14 protein-coding genes are annotated in these 17,549 nt (G+C 35.6%); 9 read left to right on the top strand and 5 right to left on the bottom strand.

The genetic code is table 11. The features are described 5' to 3' along the window. Positions 1-8: 8 nt before the first annotated feature. From K5V07_RS07525 to K5V07_RS07565, 9 genes are all read left to right on the top strand, one after another. Complete coding sequence (locus K5V07_RS07525) at positions 9-1,520, top strand: RagB/SusD family nutrient uptake outer membrane protein (RefSeq protein ID WP_144890747.1); 1,512 nt, start codon at positions 9-11, stop codon at positions 1,518-1,520. 18 nt (positions 1,521-1,538) lie between these two features. Further along, on the top strand, positions 1,539-2,405 hold the full coding sequence (locus tag K5V07_RS07530; RefSeq protein WP_144890749.1) for a hypothetical protein: 867 nt from the start codon (positions 1,539-1,541) through the stop codon (positions 2,403-2,405). Positions 2,406-2,529: 124 nt separating this feature from the next. Continuing rightward, positions 2,530-3,594: a family 16 glycosylhydrolase gene (locus tag K5V07_RS07535; RefSeq protein ID WP_221916983.1), complete on the top strand. Its 1,065-nt coding sequence runs from the start codon at positions 2,530-2,532 to the stop codon at positions 3,592-3,594. 82 nt (positions 3,595-3,676) lie between these two features. Then, positions 3,677-4,519: an endonuclease/exonuclease/phosphatase family protein gene (locus tag K5V07_RS07540; protein WP_221916984.1), complete on the top strand. Its 843-nt coding sequence runs from the start codon at positions 3,677-3,679 to the stop codon at positions 4,517-4,519. A gap of 3 nt (positions 4,520-4,522) precedes the next feature. Continuing rightward, a complete protein-coding gene (locus K5V07_RS07545) occupies positions 4,523-5,977 on the top strand; it encodes a glycoside hydrolase family 30 beta sandwich domain-containing protein (protein WP_221916985.1) in 1,455 nt (484 codons plus the stop codon). Positions 5,978-6,014: 37 nt separating this feature from the next. After that, complete coding sequence (locus tag K5V07_RS07550; protein ID WP_221916986.1) at positions 6,015-7,472, top strand: glycoside hydrolase family 30 beta sandwich domain-containing protein; 1,458 nt, start codon at positions 6,015-6,017, stop codon at positions 7,470-7,472. A 220-nt stretch (positions 7,473-7,692) separates the two neighbouring features. Further along, positions 7,693-9,618, top strand: coding sequence for a cellulase family glycosylhydrolase (locus K5V07_RS07555; protein WP_221916987.1), 1,926 nt, complete (start codon positions 7,693-7,695; stop codon positions 9,616-9,618). 380 nt (positions 9,619-9,998) lie between these two features. Further along, the gene (locus K5V07_RS07560) at positions 9,999-12,218 is read left to right on the top strand and encodes a glycoside hydrolase family 3 N-terminal domain-containing protein (protein WP_221916988.1); all 2,220 of its coding nucleotides are present in this window, start codon (positions 9,999-10,001) and stop codon (positions 12,216-12,218) included. A gap of 14 nt (positions 12,219-12,232) precedes the next feature. After that, positions 12,233-13,129 carry a sialate O-acetylesterase gene (locus tag K5V07_RS07565; protein WP_221916989.1) on the top strand — a complete coding sequence of 299 codons (897 nt, stop codon included), beginning with the start codon at positions 12,233-12,235 and terminating at the stop codon, positions 13,127-13,129. A 182-nt stretch (positions 13,130-13,311) separates the two neighbouring features. On the opposite strand, the gene K5V07_RS07570 is transcribed toward K5V07_RS07565, so the two are convergent. The 5 genes from K5V07_RS07570 to K5V07_RS07590 form a co-directional block, all read right to left on the bottom strand. Further along, positions 13,312-14,751 (bottom strand): FAD-dependent oxidoreductase, encoded by a 1,440-nt coding sequence (locus tag K5V07_RS07570; protein ID WP_370632458.1) that lies wholly within the window; start codon positions 14,749-14,751, stop codon positions 13,312-13,314. 80 nt (positions 14,752-14,831) lie between these two features. Continuing rightward, the gene (locus K5V07_RS07575; protein ID WP_221916990.1) at positions 14,832-15,764 is read right to left on the bottom strand and encodes a transglutaminase; all 933 of its coding nucleotides are present in this window, start codon (positions 15,762-15,764) and stop codon (positions 14,832-14,834) included. A gap of 21 nt (positions 15,765-15,785) precedes the next feature. Next, the gene (locus K5V07_RS07580; protein ID WP_221916991.1) at positions 15,786-16,637 is read right to left on the bottom strand and encodes a substrate-binding domain-containing protein; all 852 of its coding nucleotides are present in this window, start codon (positions 16,635-16,637) and stop codon (positions 15,786-15,788) included. Then, positions 16,637-17,164: a GNAT family N-acetyltransferase gene (locus tag K5V07_RS07585; RefSeq protein ID WP_221916992.1), complete on the bottom strand. Its 528-nt coding sequence runs from the start codon at positions 17,162-17,164 to the stop codon at positions 16,637-16,639. Before K5V07_RS07585 ends, K5V07_RS07580 begins: the two co-directional genes overlap by 1 nt. Next, positions 17,165-17,542 (bottom strand): VOC family protein, encoded by a 378-nt coding sequence (locus tag K5V07_RS07590; protein ID WP_221916993.1) that lies wholly within the window; start codon positions 17,540-17,542, stop codon positions 17,165-17,167. Between the last annotated feature and the right edge of the window lie 7 nt (positions 17,543-17,549).

Below are 17,549 nucleotides of genomic sequence, written 5' to 3' on the forward strand. Positions count from 1 at the left end.
TAAAAGTTATGAAATTTAAAAATATAAAATATATAGGTATTGCAGTTAGTTTACTTTTTACAGCGGGAGCCTGTAGTGAAGAATTCTTATATGTTGATCCTAAGGGTCTTGAATTAGTTGAAAATTATTATAAAAACGAAAATCAAGCATACTCTGGATTAATCGCTGTTTATGACATTATAGGCAAACAATCTAAAGGGTTTGATAATATGATCTGTATGATGAATGCAGGTTCTGATGATTTTTTTGCTGGTGGTGGTAACGTTGGAGATGGAGTAGGAATTCATGCATTTGATAATTATACTTTAGATCAAATCAATATGCCAGAAAGCTTTTGGAGTGATTTCTACCAAGGAATTTCACGTGCTAATATTTTAATAGAGAAATTACCAGGAACCAATATGGATGCTGATAAAAAAGCACGCTTTGTAGCAGAGGCTAAAGCACTTCGAGCGTATTATTATTTTGAGTTAGTGCGTACTTTCAAAAATATTCCTTTGATTTTAAAACCTGTTTCACCATCAGAAACTTATAATATAGTACAAGTTTCATCAGGTGTGGTTTATGCTCAAATCGAGAAAGATTTAATAGAAGCGAAAGCCGTTTTACCTAATAAGTTGGTAGATATTAAAACTGAAGCAGGTCGTCTAACTAAGGGTTCTGTTCAAGCTTTATTAGGTAAAGTGTACTTGTATGAAAATAAAAATAATCTAGCTGCAACTGAACTTGCAGAAGTAAATGGTACGCCAGGAGGCACAAGTGCTTATGGATATAAATTATTAGACAAGTTTGCAGACCTTTGGAAAATTAGCAATAAATTTAATTCAGAAGCCATTATTGAAATTATGCATACAGACAAAAGTGATGCTGATTGGGGATTCTGGGGTAGTGGTGCCGATGAAGGAAATAGTATAAATATTATGGTAGGTCCTCGTGGCTACGAAAAAAAGACTGCTCTTGCTCCAGACTACGTTTCTGGATGGAGTTTCAATACAGTGACACCCGCTTTATATAATGTTTTAAAAGGAGATCCTCGTTTTGATGCAACAATAATAGATATGAAAGCATTGGAGGCTGCAGGTGATGCTAAATGGAAACCCCATTATCAAGACACAGGGTATTTTTTGAAAAAATTTGCACCGTTAAACTCTGATACTTCAACAGGAGGAGGAGCAACAGCCTTGAATTACAAACAGGATGTTTATGCTATCCGTTTAGCCGATACTTATTTAATGGAGGCAGAGGCGCTTGGCGGAACAGGAGCTAGAGCACAAGCATTATTAGATGCGGTTAGAGCGAGAGTAGGATTAGCATCTGTGCCAGTTTCTATTGATGCGATTATGTTAGAAAGAAGAAAAGAACTAGCAGGTGAAGGACATCGCTGGTTTGATTTAGTGCGTACAGGAAAAGCAGCTACAGCTCTTGCTGATAAAGGGTTTATAGCCGGTAAAAATGAAATTTGGCCAATACCTTATAGTAACTTACCGAACACAAAAATCGTTCAAAATCCTAAATACTAATTATTAAAATGAAATTTTATGAACTTACATATAATTAAAAAGAAGGGAATTGTACTAATGTTTGCTATTGCTGCCATAGTAAATTTCACAAGTTGTCAGCCCGAGGACTCGTTTACTGACAATGGCTTAACTCCAACAAGTGTTGATGCATCATTTAAAGTTACACCAGTTGAAGGTAAAACTAATGTATATAATATTGTAGCACAACCAAAAGGAGTGTTAAGATCGATTTGGGATACAGGTTCAGGATTTGCAGATGGGAAAATGAATTTTGAAATTTCATTACCAGACGCTGGAACTTATACTATCTCTCATAAAGCTATAGGTGCTGGCGGTGCAACAGCTTTAGCAACGCAAAATATAATTGTAGCAACCTCAGATCCAGTGAAAGGGAATATCCTTAAAGGAGGAAGATTAACCAATAGTGAGGATTGGTCTAAATGGACAGTTACAAATCCAGCCTCTAGTGCTAGTATAACTTTTGGCAGCGGATCGGCTACTTTGACAGCCACTGGATGGGCTGGTAACGGAATATATCAGGCAATTAATGTTGTCGCAGGTAAAAAATACGTAATTGACATGCTTACTTCTTCAACAACAGGTGGCAGTAATACTTGGTTCGAAGTGTATTGCGGTTATGCTGCACCAGTTACTGGAACTGATTATTCCGAAGGAGGAAAATTAAGAGCTTTAAGTACTTGGGACGGTTGTGCAACGGCTGCTTTTTCAGGAAAAATTTCAGCTGTAGGCTGTAAGGCTGAAAACAATTTAGGAATATTCACTGCTACTAAAACAGGTACAGCATACCTTGTAATAAGAGGCGGTGGTGAAGATATGAAGGCCGGTATTAAAATTCAAGATATTGAAATGAGACTGTCTATGTAGTAGTTTTAAATTAAAAGAAATTAATTTTTAGTTAAGTTTTAGTTAGGTTGAGTTTGTAGAATGGTCCATTCTCTATGATTATGGGCCATTTCTTTAATGTAATGTTTTAACGAATAGTGAAAAAATGAAAAAATATTTTTCTAAAATTAATTTGATTATTGTACTGTACTGCTTTCTGTTTATTTCCTGTAGCGGTTCAAATTTGGAGGAACCTGTTGTTGATCAAAAACCAGCAAATCTAAAAGTAACAGCCACAATTGTTGGTGCCAATGATCAAAATCCAAACGGAGATGGAAGTGGCATGGTAAATTTTAATTTAACTGCAACAAACGCTACATCTTATAAAATAGTTTTAGGAAATGGAGAAACAAAGGAAATAACAAACGGAAGCTTTTCTTACACCTATACTGCATCGGGTACTACTACTTATACTTTATATGTGTCTGCTTATAATGCTGGTAAATTTGTTAGCAAATCATTATCTATTACAGTTTTAGTAGAGCCTAAGTTGATATGGTCTGATGAGTTTAACACTGATGGTGCACCTGATGCAAGTAAATGGACTTTCCAAATTTGGGATCCAGGGAGAGTTAACAACGAACTACAGTCCTATACCAATCGGTCCGAAAATACAATTGTTCAAGGCGGTGTTTTGAAAATAAAAGCCATCAGAGAAAAATATGGAAAGGCCGACTTCACTTCTGGAAGATTAGAATCCAATGGAAAATTTGATTTTACGTATGGCAAAGTAGTAATCCGGGCAAAAGTGCCTACTGGCGTTGGGACTTGGCCTGCTGTTTGGATGCTGGGTAGTAATATAGGTAGTGTTGGATGGCCTGCATGTGGGGAAATAGATATTTTAGAATCTGTTGGAAAAGAGTTGAATGTCAATCATTCATCTGTACACTCTCCTGGACGTTCCGGAGCAACTCCAAATACAGGAACCATAAAAGTACCTAATGATAATACTGAATTTCATGTTTATACGGCAGATTGGACAGCAAGTTATATAAAGTTTTATGTAGATGATAAGTTGTTTTACACTTTTGCAAATTCAGATAAATTCCCATTCAATAAGAACTTTTATCTAATTGTAAACTTAGCAATGGGAGGCATTTGGGGAGGTCCTGTAGATCCTGGTTTTACCTCTTCTACTTTGGAAGTGGATTATATAAGGGTTTATAATTAGAGAAGCAGTTTTATATTTTTGACTTTAAATAACTGATTTACGTATTAATAAATAAATGATTAATTCCTAAGTAATAGAAAAAATGTCTAAAAAGAATGTAGCAGTTATAGTTTGTTTTTGTTTGGCAAGTCTGTTTTCGAATGCTCAGACTCTAAAAATTATGACGTATAATATTCGTCTAGATATTGAGTCTGACAAAGAGAATGACTGGACGCACAGAAAAGATTTTTTTAATGGGCAAATTCAATTTTATGCACCTGATATTTTTGGAATTCAAGAAGCAAAACCCAATCAGGTATTGGATATAGCAACTGCGCTTCCACAATACAGTTATGTAGGGATTGGAAGAGACGGAGTAGGAAAAGGAGAATCGTCTAATATTTTTTATGCCAAAGGAATATTTAAAGTAATCGAATCCAATACATTTTGGTTATCGGCAACACCAGAATCCATTTCAATGGGATGGGACGCAGCTTGCAACCGAGTTTGTTCGTATGCACTTTTAAAAAACAAACAAACAAATAATATGATTTGGGTCTTTAATACCCATTTAGATCATATAGGTGAAGAAGCTAGAACCAAAGGATTAGAACTAATACTTTCGAAAATAGAGAAATTAAATACTAATAAATATCCCGTTGTTTTGATGGGTGATTTTAATTCAGAACCAGAAACAGAACGTATTATTAGGTTAAAAAAAATAATGAATGACGCCAAAACCATTTCGAAAGAAAAACCTTTCGGGCCGTACGGAACTTTTAATAATTTTAAATACAACGAAGCATCAACACATTTGATTGATTACATTTTTTTATCAAAAAGCAACGCTATTACTGTTCAAAAATATGCTGTTTTATCGGATGCTAAAGACTTAAAATACCCATCAGATCATTTCCCTGTTTTTATCGAAATTAATTACAAATAAACAATGAAAAAAATACATCAAATAGTAAAGCTATTTTTTATAATAGCTTTTTCAGCCATGAACATTAGTTGTTCCTCATCAAATGAAGGAGCGGATTCACCAACTCCTACGCCAACTCCGGTAGTAAAGAATGAAGTTGATTTTTGGCTGACTAAAGGTAATCAATCAGTTCTTTTGCAAAAGCAAACCAATATTTTAGCTTTTGGTAGTAAAGCAAATATTTATCAGAATATTGAAATTAACGATACTCAAAAATATCAAACCGTGGATGGTTTTGGGTTTACATTGACTGGAGGTAGTGCGCAAGTGATCAATCAGTTAGCTACTCAAAAAAAGAAAGACTTATTACAGGAACTATTTGGTTCTAGTGATGCTTCAATTGGACTGAGTTACTTAAGAATTAGTATTGGTGCATCTGATTTGAATGCAGCTCCTTTTACTTATGACGATATGCCATCAGGTCAAACAGATGTTAGTTTGACTAATTTTAGTCTGGCTCCTGATAAGATAGATTTGATTCCGTTGTTAAAAGAAATTTTGGCAATCAATCCGAATATAAAAATAATGGGATCACCATGGACCGCACCACTTTGGATGAAAGACAATTCAAATTTTGTGGGTGGCAGTCTACAGCCTAAATATTATGAAGTATATGCTCAGTATTTTGTGAAATTCATTCAAAAAATGAAAGGGGAAGGAATTGTAATTGATGCGATTACACCTCAAAATGAACCTTTACACGGGGGTAACAATCCGAGTATGGTAATGACTGCCTTACAGCAGGCTGATTTTATAAAAAATAACTTAGGTCCAGCATTTAAATCAAACAACATTACAACTAAGATTATTACTTATGACCATAATTGTGATAATCCACAATATCCAATAACAATTTTAAAAGACGCTGTAGCTTACCCTTTTGTAACTGGTTCTGCATTTCATTTATATGGAGGTGATATTAGTGCACTTACCACCGTTCATGATGCATTTCCAGATAAGGAGGTTTATTTCACAGAGCAATACACTTCATCTGCAGGATCATTTGACGGAGATTTGAAATGGCAAGTAAAAAATGTAATTATAGGTTCCATGCGAAATTGGAGTAAAATTGCATTACAGTGGAATCTTGCTAATGACGGTACTTTTGGTCCTCATACACAAGGAGGATGCACAACTTGTAAGGGAGCAATAACGATAAACAGCACGGAGTCATTAACTCGTAACGTTGGTTATTACATAGCAGCTCATGCTTCTAAGTTTGTGCCTGCGGGGTCTGTGAGAATTGGTAGTGCTATTGTAGGCAATTTACAAAATGTGGCTTTTAAAACTCCTGAAGGAAAAAAAGTACTATTGGTTCTTAACGACGGAAGTGCTCCAGAATTATTCAATATTAAATACAATGGAAAATGGATTACTACTTCACTAGAAGCAGGAGCAGTAGGAACATACATCTGGTAATAAAGTATCTATAAAATTAATTTTCACTATTTAAATTATGAAAAAAATAACTACCACGTTAGTGGTGCTATCTTCATTTTTTGTTTTTGCGCAGCAAAAAAGTAAATCAAAAAATCAATCTTTTAGTTCAATTGGCAAAACAGTTACAGTTTATACAACAGCCGAAAGTACTAATTTAAGATTAACAAAAACGGATAATCTAACGTTTTCAGAATTAATTCAGCCTACTGAAACACAGATTTGTGTTTTTGTAAATCCAGACAAAACGTTTCAATCATTTCTGGGAATTGGAGGTGCAGTTACGGATGCCAGTGCCGAAGTTTTTGCCAAATTATCGAGTGATAAAAAGCAAGAATTCTTGAATGCATATTACAGTCAGGACAAAGGAATTGGATATTCTTTGATGCGAACCACAATTCACAGTTCAGATTTTGCCTCTGGAAGTTATACCTATGTAAAAGAAGGCGATACTGAATTGAAAACTTTTTCTATAGAACATGATAGAGAGTTTAAAATCCCACTGATTAAAAAAGCAACAGAAACTGCTGGCGGAAAAATGACTTTATATGCAAGTCCATGGAGCCCTCCCGCTTTTATGAAAAGCAATAAAGGCATGCTCAAAGGTGGGACTCTTTTGCCAGAGTATTTCCAGTCTTGGGCAATGTATTATACCAAGTTTGTAAAAGCCTATGAAAAAGAAGGAATTCCAATTTGGGGTATTTCAATTCAAAATGAACCAATGGCAGTTCAAACATGGGAATCCTGTGTTTTTACTGCCGAAGCTGAGCGGGATTTCTTAAAGAATTTCCTTGGTCCAACAATGAAAAAAGAAGGCTTAGGAGCTAAAAAAATAATAGTTTGGGACCACAATCGAGATTTGATGGTGCAACGTGCCAATACTATTTTTGGAGATCCAGAAGCAGCAAAATATGCTTGGGGAATGGGTTTTCATTGGTACGAAATTTGGGCAGGTGGTTCCCCAATGTTTGATAATGTAGCCCGTGTGCATGAAGCGTATCCGGATAAAAACTTGCTGTTTACCGAAGGTTGCGTAGAAAAATTTGATGCCAAATATTACCAACTGTGGGCCAATGGAGAGCGTTATGGAAATTCTATGATAAACGATTTTAATAACGGAACTGTGGGCTGGACAGATTGGAATATTCTTTTGGATGAAAAGGGTGGGCCCAATCATGTTGGAAATTTTTGTTTTGCACCCATTCATGCGGACACTACAACGGGTGATTTAATTTATACACCATCGTATTACTATATTGGACATTTTTCAAAATTCATTCGTCCAGAAGCCAAAAGAGTGAGTACTGCTGTGAGCAGAAGTAGTTTGTTGAGTACTTCATTTTTAAATAAAGATGGTAAAATGGTAACTGTTGTAATGAATCAAAGTGAGGCTAGTGTAATTTACAATTTGTGTGTAGGAACTCAAGCTACCCAAATTACTATTTTGCCAAATGCAATTCAAACATTGGTTTATTAAGGTAATAGGCTAATCTTTTTCTTATATATTTAAGTATAAAACTAATTACAAAATATAGCCTAAAAGGTCTAAATGACCTTTTAGAATTGCTCCTTACAGATCATATTCATTAATGCTACATATTTTTAGTATTGATCTAATGATGTCTGGTTGAAAAGTGATTTTTTTTGAGATCAACTCTTTTGTATAATCTTTATATAATATTAACTAACCAAAAACTATGAAGAACAATAAACCAAAAACCAGAATAAACCAGAAACTTGGATTTCAACAAAGTAGTATTAGCATGATGCTCTTATTTCTTTGTTTACAAGTAAACTCCCAGAGACTGACTGTTTCAAACACAGGAGCCAAGATACTCAAAGACGGAAACCCTATAACCTTAAGAGGTGTGAATTTTGGCAATTGGCTTGTTTGGGAGGGATACATGATGAATATTGAACCAGGTGGCAATGTGCGAGAAAAATCGCCTACTCAAATTAGAGGATTATTTAAAGACTTATTTGGAAATGATGAAGCGAAAACAGTAAGTTTTGAAAATAATTGGAGAAATTCATACATCACAAATTCTGATTTTGCTCAAGCAAAATCGCTAGGCTATAACGTTGTTAGAATCCCGTTTGCATACAATATGTTTTGGAATCAAAATACTGGTACTCTTACTATTGATGGATTCATTTGGCTAGATAAAGCAGTGACTTGGGCCAAAAATAATAATATACACGTAATTCTTTGTTTGCATACAGCACCAGGTTATCAAAGTAAAAGTTATACTTGCGACAATCCAAACGGTGCGATACCAGATTTTTGGAACAACTGGAACAATGTTAACATTGCTGCGAGTATTTGGAATCATATAGCAAATCATTATAAAAATTTTGTTGGTAACGAGTGGATTGCGGGCTATGATTTGCTTAATGAACCAGTTTTGGACAATGGAAATGGTCAAAAAAGTAGTTTAATGGCTTCTTATAAAGTAATGACTGCAAGAATCAGAGAGGTCGATTCAAATCATCTCATTTTTGCACAAGGAAATTATTATGGCAGTGATTTTTATGATATGTTGCAACGATGGGACTCAAATCTCGTATTCGAAAATCATTATTATGGACCACAAGGGCAGTTAGATCCCAATCCTGATTTGAATTTAATAAAAGGACAAGGTGCCGCATTGAATATTCCTGTATGGGCGGGAGAATTTGGAGAGAATACCTTGGATTGGATTCGTGATGCCAGAATAGATTATGATGCTGCCAACGTTGGTTGGGCATTTTGGGCTTGGAAAAGACAATATACAGATCGATCTATTTACTCTTTTCCTGGTACTCCAAAATGGGATGCGCTTTGTAATTATGTGAAATTTGGAAGTGCCAAACCTAGTATAGCTGATGCAATAACAGCAACTAATGAAATTTGTAATAAATCTTTATTAGCCAATTGTAATTTAGTCAGCACATTACAAGACAGGCTCAGACCTATTGCTCCTATTGGCAGCGTAATAGCACTCCAAAATAGCGGTAAATATGTTTCTTCAAACAATAGCGTGGGAGTGGTAACTGCAGATAGAGGTACAGCTCAAGGTTGGGAAAAATTTACAGTTGTAAATGCGGGGGACAATAAAATTGCTCTAAAAGACAGTAATGGAAAATATATGAATTCGCAAAACGGAGCTTCACCTGTTACGTCTAATAGTATTGCTGTTAGTGGATGGGAATCATTTGAGTGGATTAATATTGGACAACAAGTAGCCTTAAAAGGATTCAATGGAAAATTTCTTTGTTCAGAAGGAGGCGCAGTTACTGGCATGAATTGTAACAGAGAATCCGTGTCTGGTTGGGAATCTTTTAATTACGCTTCAACTACTGCAAAAATATCGGTTGAAAAGACTCTAATAAATGAGAATGAGTTTGCCGTATTTCCAAATCCAGTTTCTGATAAATTAAATTTTAGTGTTCCAGAAGGCTTTACCAAATACACTGCACAAATCTTTGACCTTACTGGCAAACAATATTCAATCACAAAAATAGATTCAAAAGAAAGTACAAATTCAATAGACATGAATAATTTACCTGATGGAGTTTATATTTTACGCTTGACCAATAACCTCGAAGTTAAATCTGCAATCGTAATAAAGAAAAGTCGTTAAAAGTGATTTTAGGTACGTTCATTTATTCTAAAGTAAGTAGAATAAAGGGAATTCAATAACCTATCGCAACAAAACAGACATACTATAATACTTGCATAAAACTCCCGGAGACCTAGAAAAAGATGCTGCAATATCTAATCACGATGCTTTAAAACCATCGCTCTGGGAGCAAATGCAAAAATAAAAGTTGAGGTGTTTAAGCAAAATAGATTCTATTTATTAGCTAACAAGCTACACTCAAAAAATAAAGTTCTAAAACAAAGAATCAATATAATTCGCGGATAATTCGCAGGAGGAAATTTTAATCTTGATTTTTTGGAGTTTAAAAAAGAAGCTAAATCAGACTAGTGATTTGGCTCATTGCATATAAAATTTTAATAATGAAGAAAACAATAACATTAGCACTACTATTCTTTTCGGTTTTTGCCTTTTCGCAACAGCAAACCACAGATCAGAATGTAGAAATTTTGCTAAAGAAAATGACGCTCGAAGAGAAAATTGGGCAACTCAACCAATACACAGGAGACAATGCCGCTACGGGACCTATTACCATTAATTCCAATAAACAAAGTGAAATTAAAAAAGGATTAATTGGTTCCATGTTAAATATTTTGGGAACAAAATATACACGGCAATACCAAGAATTAGCCATGCAATCCCGATTGAAAATCCCTTTACTTTTTGGTCAAGATGTGATTCATGGATACAAAACAACTTTCCCAATTCCGCTGGCCGAAGCGGCAAGTTGGGATTTAACTGCTATAGAACTTTCGGCCAGAATAGCGGCAACCGAAGCTGCTGCCTCAGGAATTCACTGGACATTTGCGCCAATGGTGGATATTTCCCGTGACCCGCGTTGGGGCAGAGTGATGGAAGGTGCCGGTGAAGACACCTATTTGGGTTCAAAAATTGCCTATGCCAGAGTCAAAGGATTTCAAGGCAACTTGGGCGATGTGAATTCGGTTATGGCTTGTGTCAAACATTTTGCGGCCTATGGAGCAGCCATTGGCGGACGCGATTACAACTCGGTTGACATGAGCAACAGAATGCTTTGGGAAACCTATTTACCGCCTTTCAAAGCAGCTCTGGATGCGGGCGCTGCCACTTTCATGAATTCGTTTAATGACCTTAACGGAATACCGGCGAGTGGAAATACCTATTTGCTTAGGGATATCTTGAAAGGAAAATGGAATTTCCAAGGTTTTGTGGTTTCCGATTGGGGTTCCATAGGCGAAATGGTGAATCACGGTTACGTAAAAGACAACAAAGAAGCAGCTCTAGCCTCAATAAATGCCGGAAGTGATATGGATATGGAAAGTAATGCCTACCGTTATCATTTGGAACAATTGGTAAAAGAAAATAAAGTTTCTGTAGCTTTAATTGACGATGCTGTCAAAAGAATTTTGCGCAAGAAATTTGAATTGGGATTGTTTGATGACCCTTATAAATTTTGTAAACTAGAACGAGAACAAAGAGAACTGAATAATCCGGAACATACCAAAGCGGCCAGAGAAATAGCCGCTAGAAGTATTGTTCTCTTGAAAAATGAAAGAGATGTTTTGCCACTTTCTAAAGGATTAAAAACGATCGCTTTTATCGGGCCAATGGTAAAATCCAAAAGAGACAATCACGGATTTTGGGCTGTTGATTTAAAAGAGGTGGATTCCACTTATATTGTTTCCCAATGGGAAGGCTTGGAGAACAAAGTAGGAAAAAGAACCAAAATTTTGTATGCCAAAGGATGCGGAGTAGAAAGTAAAAGCAAAGAAGGTTTTGCAGATGCTTTATTAGTTGCTAGCCAAGCAGAGGTTATCATTTTGAGTATTGGAGAAAACTTCAATAAAAGCGGGGAAGCCAAAAGCAAAAGCAGTCTGCAATTACCCGGAGTTCAGGAAGATTTAATCAAAGAACTTCAAAAAACGGGTAAGCCAATAGTGATTTTGATAAATGCGGGAAGACCACTCGTTTTTGACTGGATTGCCGATAATATGCCAACTATTGTGTACACTTGGTGGCTTGGTTCTGAGGCGGGAAATGCCATTGCCGATGTTCTTTTTGGGGATTACAACCCTTCTGGAAAATTACCAATGTCATTCCCAAGAACCGAAGGACAGATTCCGATTTATTACAACCATTTTAATACAGGAAGGCCTTCCATCAATGAAGATAAAGTGTATAAATCCGCCTATATTGATTTGCCCAATTCTCCAAAATTTCCGTTTGGATACGGATTGAGTTATACGACTTTCGAATATTCGGATTTGAAATTGTCTAAAAAATCAATGAAGAAAAGTGAATCCATTACGGTTTCGGTAAACATAAGAAATTCGGGAAGCGTGAAAGGAGAAGAAGTGGTTCAGTTGTATTTGAGAGATAAAGTGGGTTCGGTGGTGCGTCCGATAATCGAGCTGAAAGATTTTCAAAAAATCAGTTTGAATCGCGGTGAAACCAAAACCATTCAGTTTACGATAGACAATCAAAAACTGTCTTTTTACAACAATGCATTGGAGTTTGTTTCGGAACCGGGTGATTTTGATCTGATGATTGGATCATCTTCGGCAGATATTCGTTTGAGAGACAGTTTTGAATTGGTAAAATGACTTAAATAATTTATATGAAATATATTTTAATGTTTTTTCTAGTGCCTTTTTTGCTTTTGGCACAAACCAAAAAAGACACCATCAGAGTATTTTATTTGGGAGGTCAGTCGAATATGCAGGGGTATGGGTATGTAAAAGAGCTTCCAGATTCTTTAAATAAAAAGAATAAAAATGTTTTTATTTACCAAGGAAACCCTGTCGGAGATAATGATGCATCTGGAGGTCTAGGAAAGTGGGATGTGCTTCAGCCCGGGAACGGAACCGGATTTGCTTCGGATGGAAAAAGCAATACATTTTCGGATCGATTTGGTGTGGAGCTTTCGTTTGCCAAAAAACTACAAGAATTATATCCAAACCAAAAACTGGCGATTATAAAATATGCTAGAAATGGATCATCGATTGATAGTAGCGGGACTGCCTATTTTGGTGCTTGGGAGCCTGATTTTAGAGGAGGAAAAGGAATCAATCAATACGATTATTTTCTAAAAACAGTCAACAATGCTATGGCTGTACAAGACATAAACGGTGATGGAATTGAAGATGTTTTGATTCCAAGCGGTATTATTTGGATGCAAGGAGAAAGTGATGCCGATAAAACAGAACAAATCGGCAATCAATATTATGCAAATTTGAAAAGGTTGATGGAACTCATGCGAGCGACTTTTAGAAACAATGATTTACCAATAGTCATTGGAAAAATATCTGATTCCGGTGATGATGTCGATGGAAAAGTTTGGGGTTTTGGAGAATTGGTGCAATATGGACAAGAAAAATTTGCAATAACCGAACCCAATGTTACCATTGTGCGAACGACAAGCAGCTATAAATATTCAGATAAATATCATTATAGAAGTGACGGTTATATTGATTTGGGAAAAGAATTTGCAAAGGCAGTTTTTCTTCTAAATTAAAATAAATCCCAATAAGACCAGAGGCGAATCTTTTAATAGAATGTTTGATTATAGTCCCTGACATTTCAAAAGATAAACTCCATTAGAAATAATGGAGTTTATTTATTTTTCATTTGTTTTTTTTTAATTCCAATAAACTATAAAAATAGAAAGTCCCCACTGTACTAAAAAAACAAATCGATTTATCTGTTCAAACATCTTCCCCTTGGTTCATCACCCTCATGAAGCACAATTTCGGAATGCAAAAACTGCGCTGCAGCTGCAGAGTCATTTACTTTTGTAGCACTACGTTCTAACATTTCTAATTCAAACTCGGTTAATATACTTTCCCTTATTCCAACTTTTCTCCATTGCGATAATGGCCTGCATCCTTTTGTTATTACGCGAGCCAAATAAAGTGCATCAAGCAAAGCTTGATTCGCACCTTGACCTTTAAATGGACTCATAGGATGAGCTGCATCTCCAATTAAGGTTACTGATCCGACTTTCGCCAAAATCTCCGACTTAAGTAATTCTCGATCATAAACAGGATAGCCAGAAATCTGAGCTTTTAGTGTTGCTAGTAAAATTTGAGGAATAGGATTATGCCACAGCGTTCTACGACACGCTTCTTCCTTTAATGCTTGAGCTCCTTGAGCACTCAAAGCCTTAGCTTCTTCTTCGGGCATTGGGAAACTCAATTGCCACATTACTGAGTCTGAATCATAAGGCATAACATAGATTCGTTCTTTGCCATTGGCAGTTTGAAATACAGTAGCCGAATCCAGTAGCGGACTATCGAGACCTTCAAGGGTTTTTAAAGGGCAAATACCTAATATTACAATACAACCGAGATAGCGTAAAGTACTACTATCATCACCAATAAGTAACCTCCGTACCGAACTACGAATGCCATCCGCTCCAACGACAAGATCTGCTTTGTAGCTTTTTATTTTTCCATCCACTTGAAAGTTTAAATCGACACTTTCATCTTTACATATTTTAAAATCTGTTAATTGGTGACCCCAATGTATTGCATCATGCCCGCCTAACTGCTCCAGAAGTGCTAAGCGCAAAGATTGTCGTGCAATATGAATGTTGGTGCGTTTTTGAAAAGTTTTCGCATCCGATTGTATCCATTTTCTAACTCCCCATTCGCCAATAACTGTTCCATCAATCGTGTGAACTACATGTCTTGTTGAAACTACTCCTTCATTTAATGAAATGATTCCCAAGCCTTCAATAGCTTTGCTGGCTTGTTGCAAAGTAAGCCCGTAGCCTTGAGATCTTGCTTCAAAGTTGTTATCGCGCTCAAATATTGTAAAAGGAATTCCACGATGTAAACAAGCAACAGCAAGAGCAACTCCACCAATACCACCGCCAATAATGGCAACATGTGGGTAATTTTCTTTGTCTGCTTTTGGTGGATGTAACGTTTTAACTAAGCCAGATCCGCTGCACTGTGAGCAAGCATACAAGTGTCCTTTGGGTGGTGTTGGAGCTGGTTTATCTTGATTTTTTTTATTAAAAACCTCGAGTTCAAGTAAAAATTTATTTCGAACCTTCTTGCTTAGCCCTTTACTTTTTTTACCACGTCCTTTACATTCGAGACAAAGAGTCCAATATGTTCTTGTGTTTTCCACTATTGTTATTGCTTTTTTTACTGAAAGAAATTACACTTTTGATTTTATTAATTTTAAAGAATTACCAAAAAGATGTTTGTTTAATCTAATGTCAAGGCTCCCAAAATTTCTTCTGACAAAAACGGTCCACCCGGATATTGAGCCGTATAATCTAAGTTCATCCAAATTTGTCCGCGTTCGTCAACGTGATAATGTAATTTTTGACTGGCACTTTCCTTAGGGAAAAGGATATTCTTGATTAAAAAATTTACTTTTTCTAAATCGGCTTCAGTTCCAATTAAAATTTCTGGATAAATGTGTCCTGTCGTGTGTATCAGTCGTGGTGTTCCACCAATGGATTTGATAGTTGCTGCCATTAAAATAGAATGATCGTCACAATCTCCTGAAAAATAAAGCAAAGATTCTGATGCAGTTGCAATGTAATCACGCGCTTTTGGGTCGCTTACGTAATTCCAACGGCTATTAATTTCTTTAAAAACGGCAAAACATTGAATAATGGTTCTGTAATCTGAATAGCCTTTTAGTCCTTTAAAATGCTTATTCGTGGCCATTAAGGCAAAATTTCTAATTTTTGGATTTTGATATTCTATTGCGTTGACAATTTTTGATTTGTTTGGAAACGGAAGCAACTTAGCAATAATAATGTCTTGGGGATACGGATTATCAGACATGGTGTAAAGCATGGAATTGTAATCTTCATAAACACTATTAAAACCATAATTACCAATAGTAGAACCGTAAATTAAAGCAAGTAGGTAAACAAATATACAAAGTATGATAATGGTACGTAATAACCTTAAAATTAACTGAATTATTACGACCATAACGATAAAAATCACTACGCGATCAATGTTCAAAAACCAATTGGGATTAATTAAGTTTTGATGTAAAATGATAAAAAGAGGAATGGCAATTAATACATTCAGTACAAAAATGATCACATCATCCCAAGGTTTTTTGACCTGAAAACGATGTTTAATTCCCTGAAAATTAATTTCTTTTTTTTGTATCATAGTTACAATAAAAACAGTTCCCTATACTGTTTTTACAATGTCCTCAAAAGTACCTTTTTTATCAATAATTCCGAGTTCAAAAAGTTGATTTTGAACTTTGTTTAACATTTGATGTTCTAATCCTTTTTGAGACCAACGCGTTAATCGCAACCATTCTTGAATATCTTCTATTTTTTGATGGTAGGCTTGAGCCAAGGTTTTGTCAATGCTTGGTATGTCCTTGAATTCTTGCGTGGTTTGGTTGATGATCTCTAATACTTTCGCAACTATTTCTGGTTGTTCGAGCAGTATTTCGTCGCGAACTGCAATTACAAAGCACGGCCAAGGAGTAGGGCAATCAGCAACTCGTCTGAAAATTCCTTGATCTACGAGTGGTTTTGTCATAAAACGTTCCCACATAAAATAATCTGCGGTTCCGTTTGTTAAGGCTTCAACAGCTCCGTCGATAGTGTTTACAATTTCAAATTGTAAATTAGTTGTATCCCAATTTTGATTACTAGCGTTTACGTAAGCCATCAATTGCGAACCAGAGCCCAATCGGGAAATAGCAATTTTAGCGTTTTCTAAATCTGCTAAGGTTATAAAACTTGAATTAGCAGCAACATGAATACCCCAAATTAAAGGACTTTCAACATATACTTGCACTATTTTACTCGGATTTCCAGCTGTGATGTCTTTTACAATTCCTTCGGTAAGGATAACAGCAATATCAGTTTCGCCATCCCGAAGCATTTGACACATTTTACCAGTTCCCTCAGGAACATCAGTCCATTGTAAGTCTATATTTTCGTTTTCAAAATCGCCGTTTTCAATGGCTAAATGCCAAGGCAAATTAAAGTGTTCTGGAACTCCTGCTATTTTTATAGTTTTCATTATAGATTGGGATTTTTTAATTCGTACCAATTCCAAGAAACACCGTCTTCTAAATAAGTTTCGGTAATTTGTAGTCCAATTTTTTGCAAAATTCTGTTTGAAGCAATATTGTCGGTATGTGCAGCTGCTTCCATAACCGGAATTTTCATAGTTTTAAAACCATAGTCCAACCACGCAAAACTAGCTTCACTGGCGTAGCCTTTGCCCCAAAATTTTTCATCTAAGCGATACCCAATGTCGTAAAAATGGATTTTGTTATTGACTATTTCGGTGTTGAATTTTAATCCTGCCCAACCAATAAGTTCTTGATTCTCTTTTAAAACCATTACAAAACGTCCAATATTATTATTTATGTATTGCAATTGTACAGATTCAATAGTTGCGTGTACTTCGCTAATATCTTTTACGGGTTTGTTCCAAAGGTATTGATGCACATTAGGATTTCGATCCATTTCGAATAAAGCTTCGGCATCTGAAAGTTTCATTTCTCGTAAAAGTAATCGGTCAGTTTCTAAAATAAGGTCCATTCATTTTATTTTTAATGGTGAAATAATAATGCGATATCCATCTGGATCCAAAAACATTTTTCCATTGGTATTCCAATATGGATTTTTGGAAGTAATTATTGAAATGTTAGATTCTAAAACTTTGTTAAGGATTGAATTATAATGACTTATTGTTTCAGGATAAAGAACTATAATATCATCTTCATCAAATTGATGTTTTGCGTTATCAGTTGATTGTGTAAATTCAAAATGCGAATCTAAGTTAGAATTCCCTATAAAAATACCATCGTAAAAATCATGATTCTTAAAGCTTCCAAGTAGTTCAAATTCTAAAATAGAAAGGTAAAAAACCTTAATTTTTTCTAAATCATTTGTATGTCTGGCTACTCTGAGTTTCATGTTCGTT

It is taken from the genome of Flavobacterium sp. CHNK8 (assembly GCF_019774515.1).
GTDB lineage: Bacteria > Bacteroidota > Bacteroidia > Flavobacteriales > Flavobacteriaceae > Flavobacterium > Flavobacterium tiangeerense.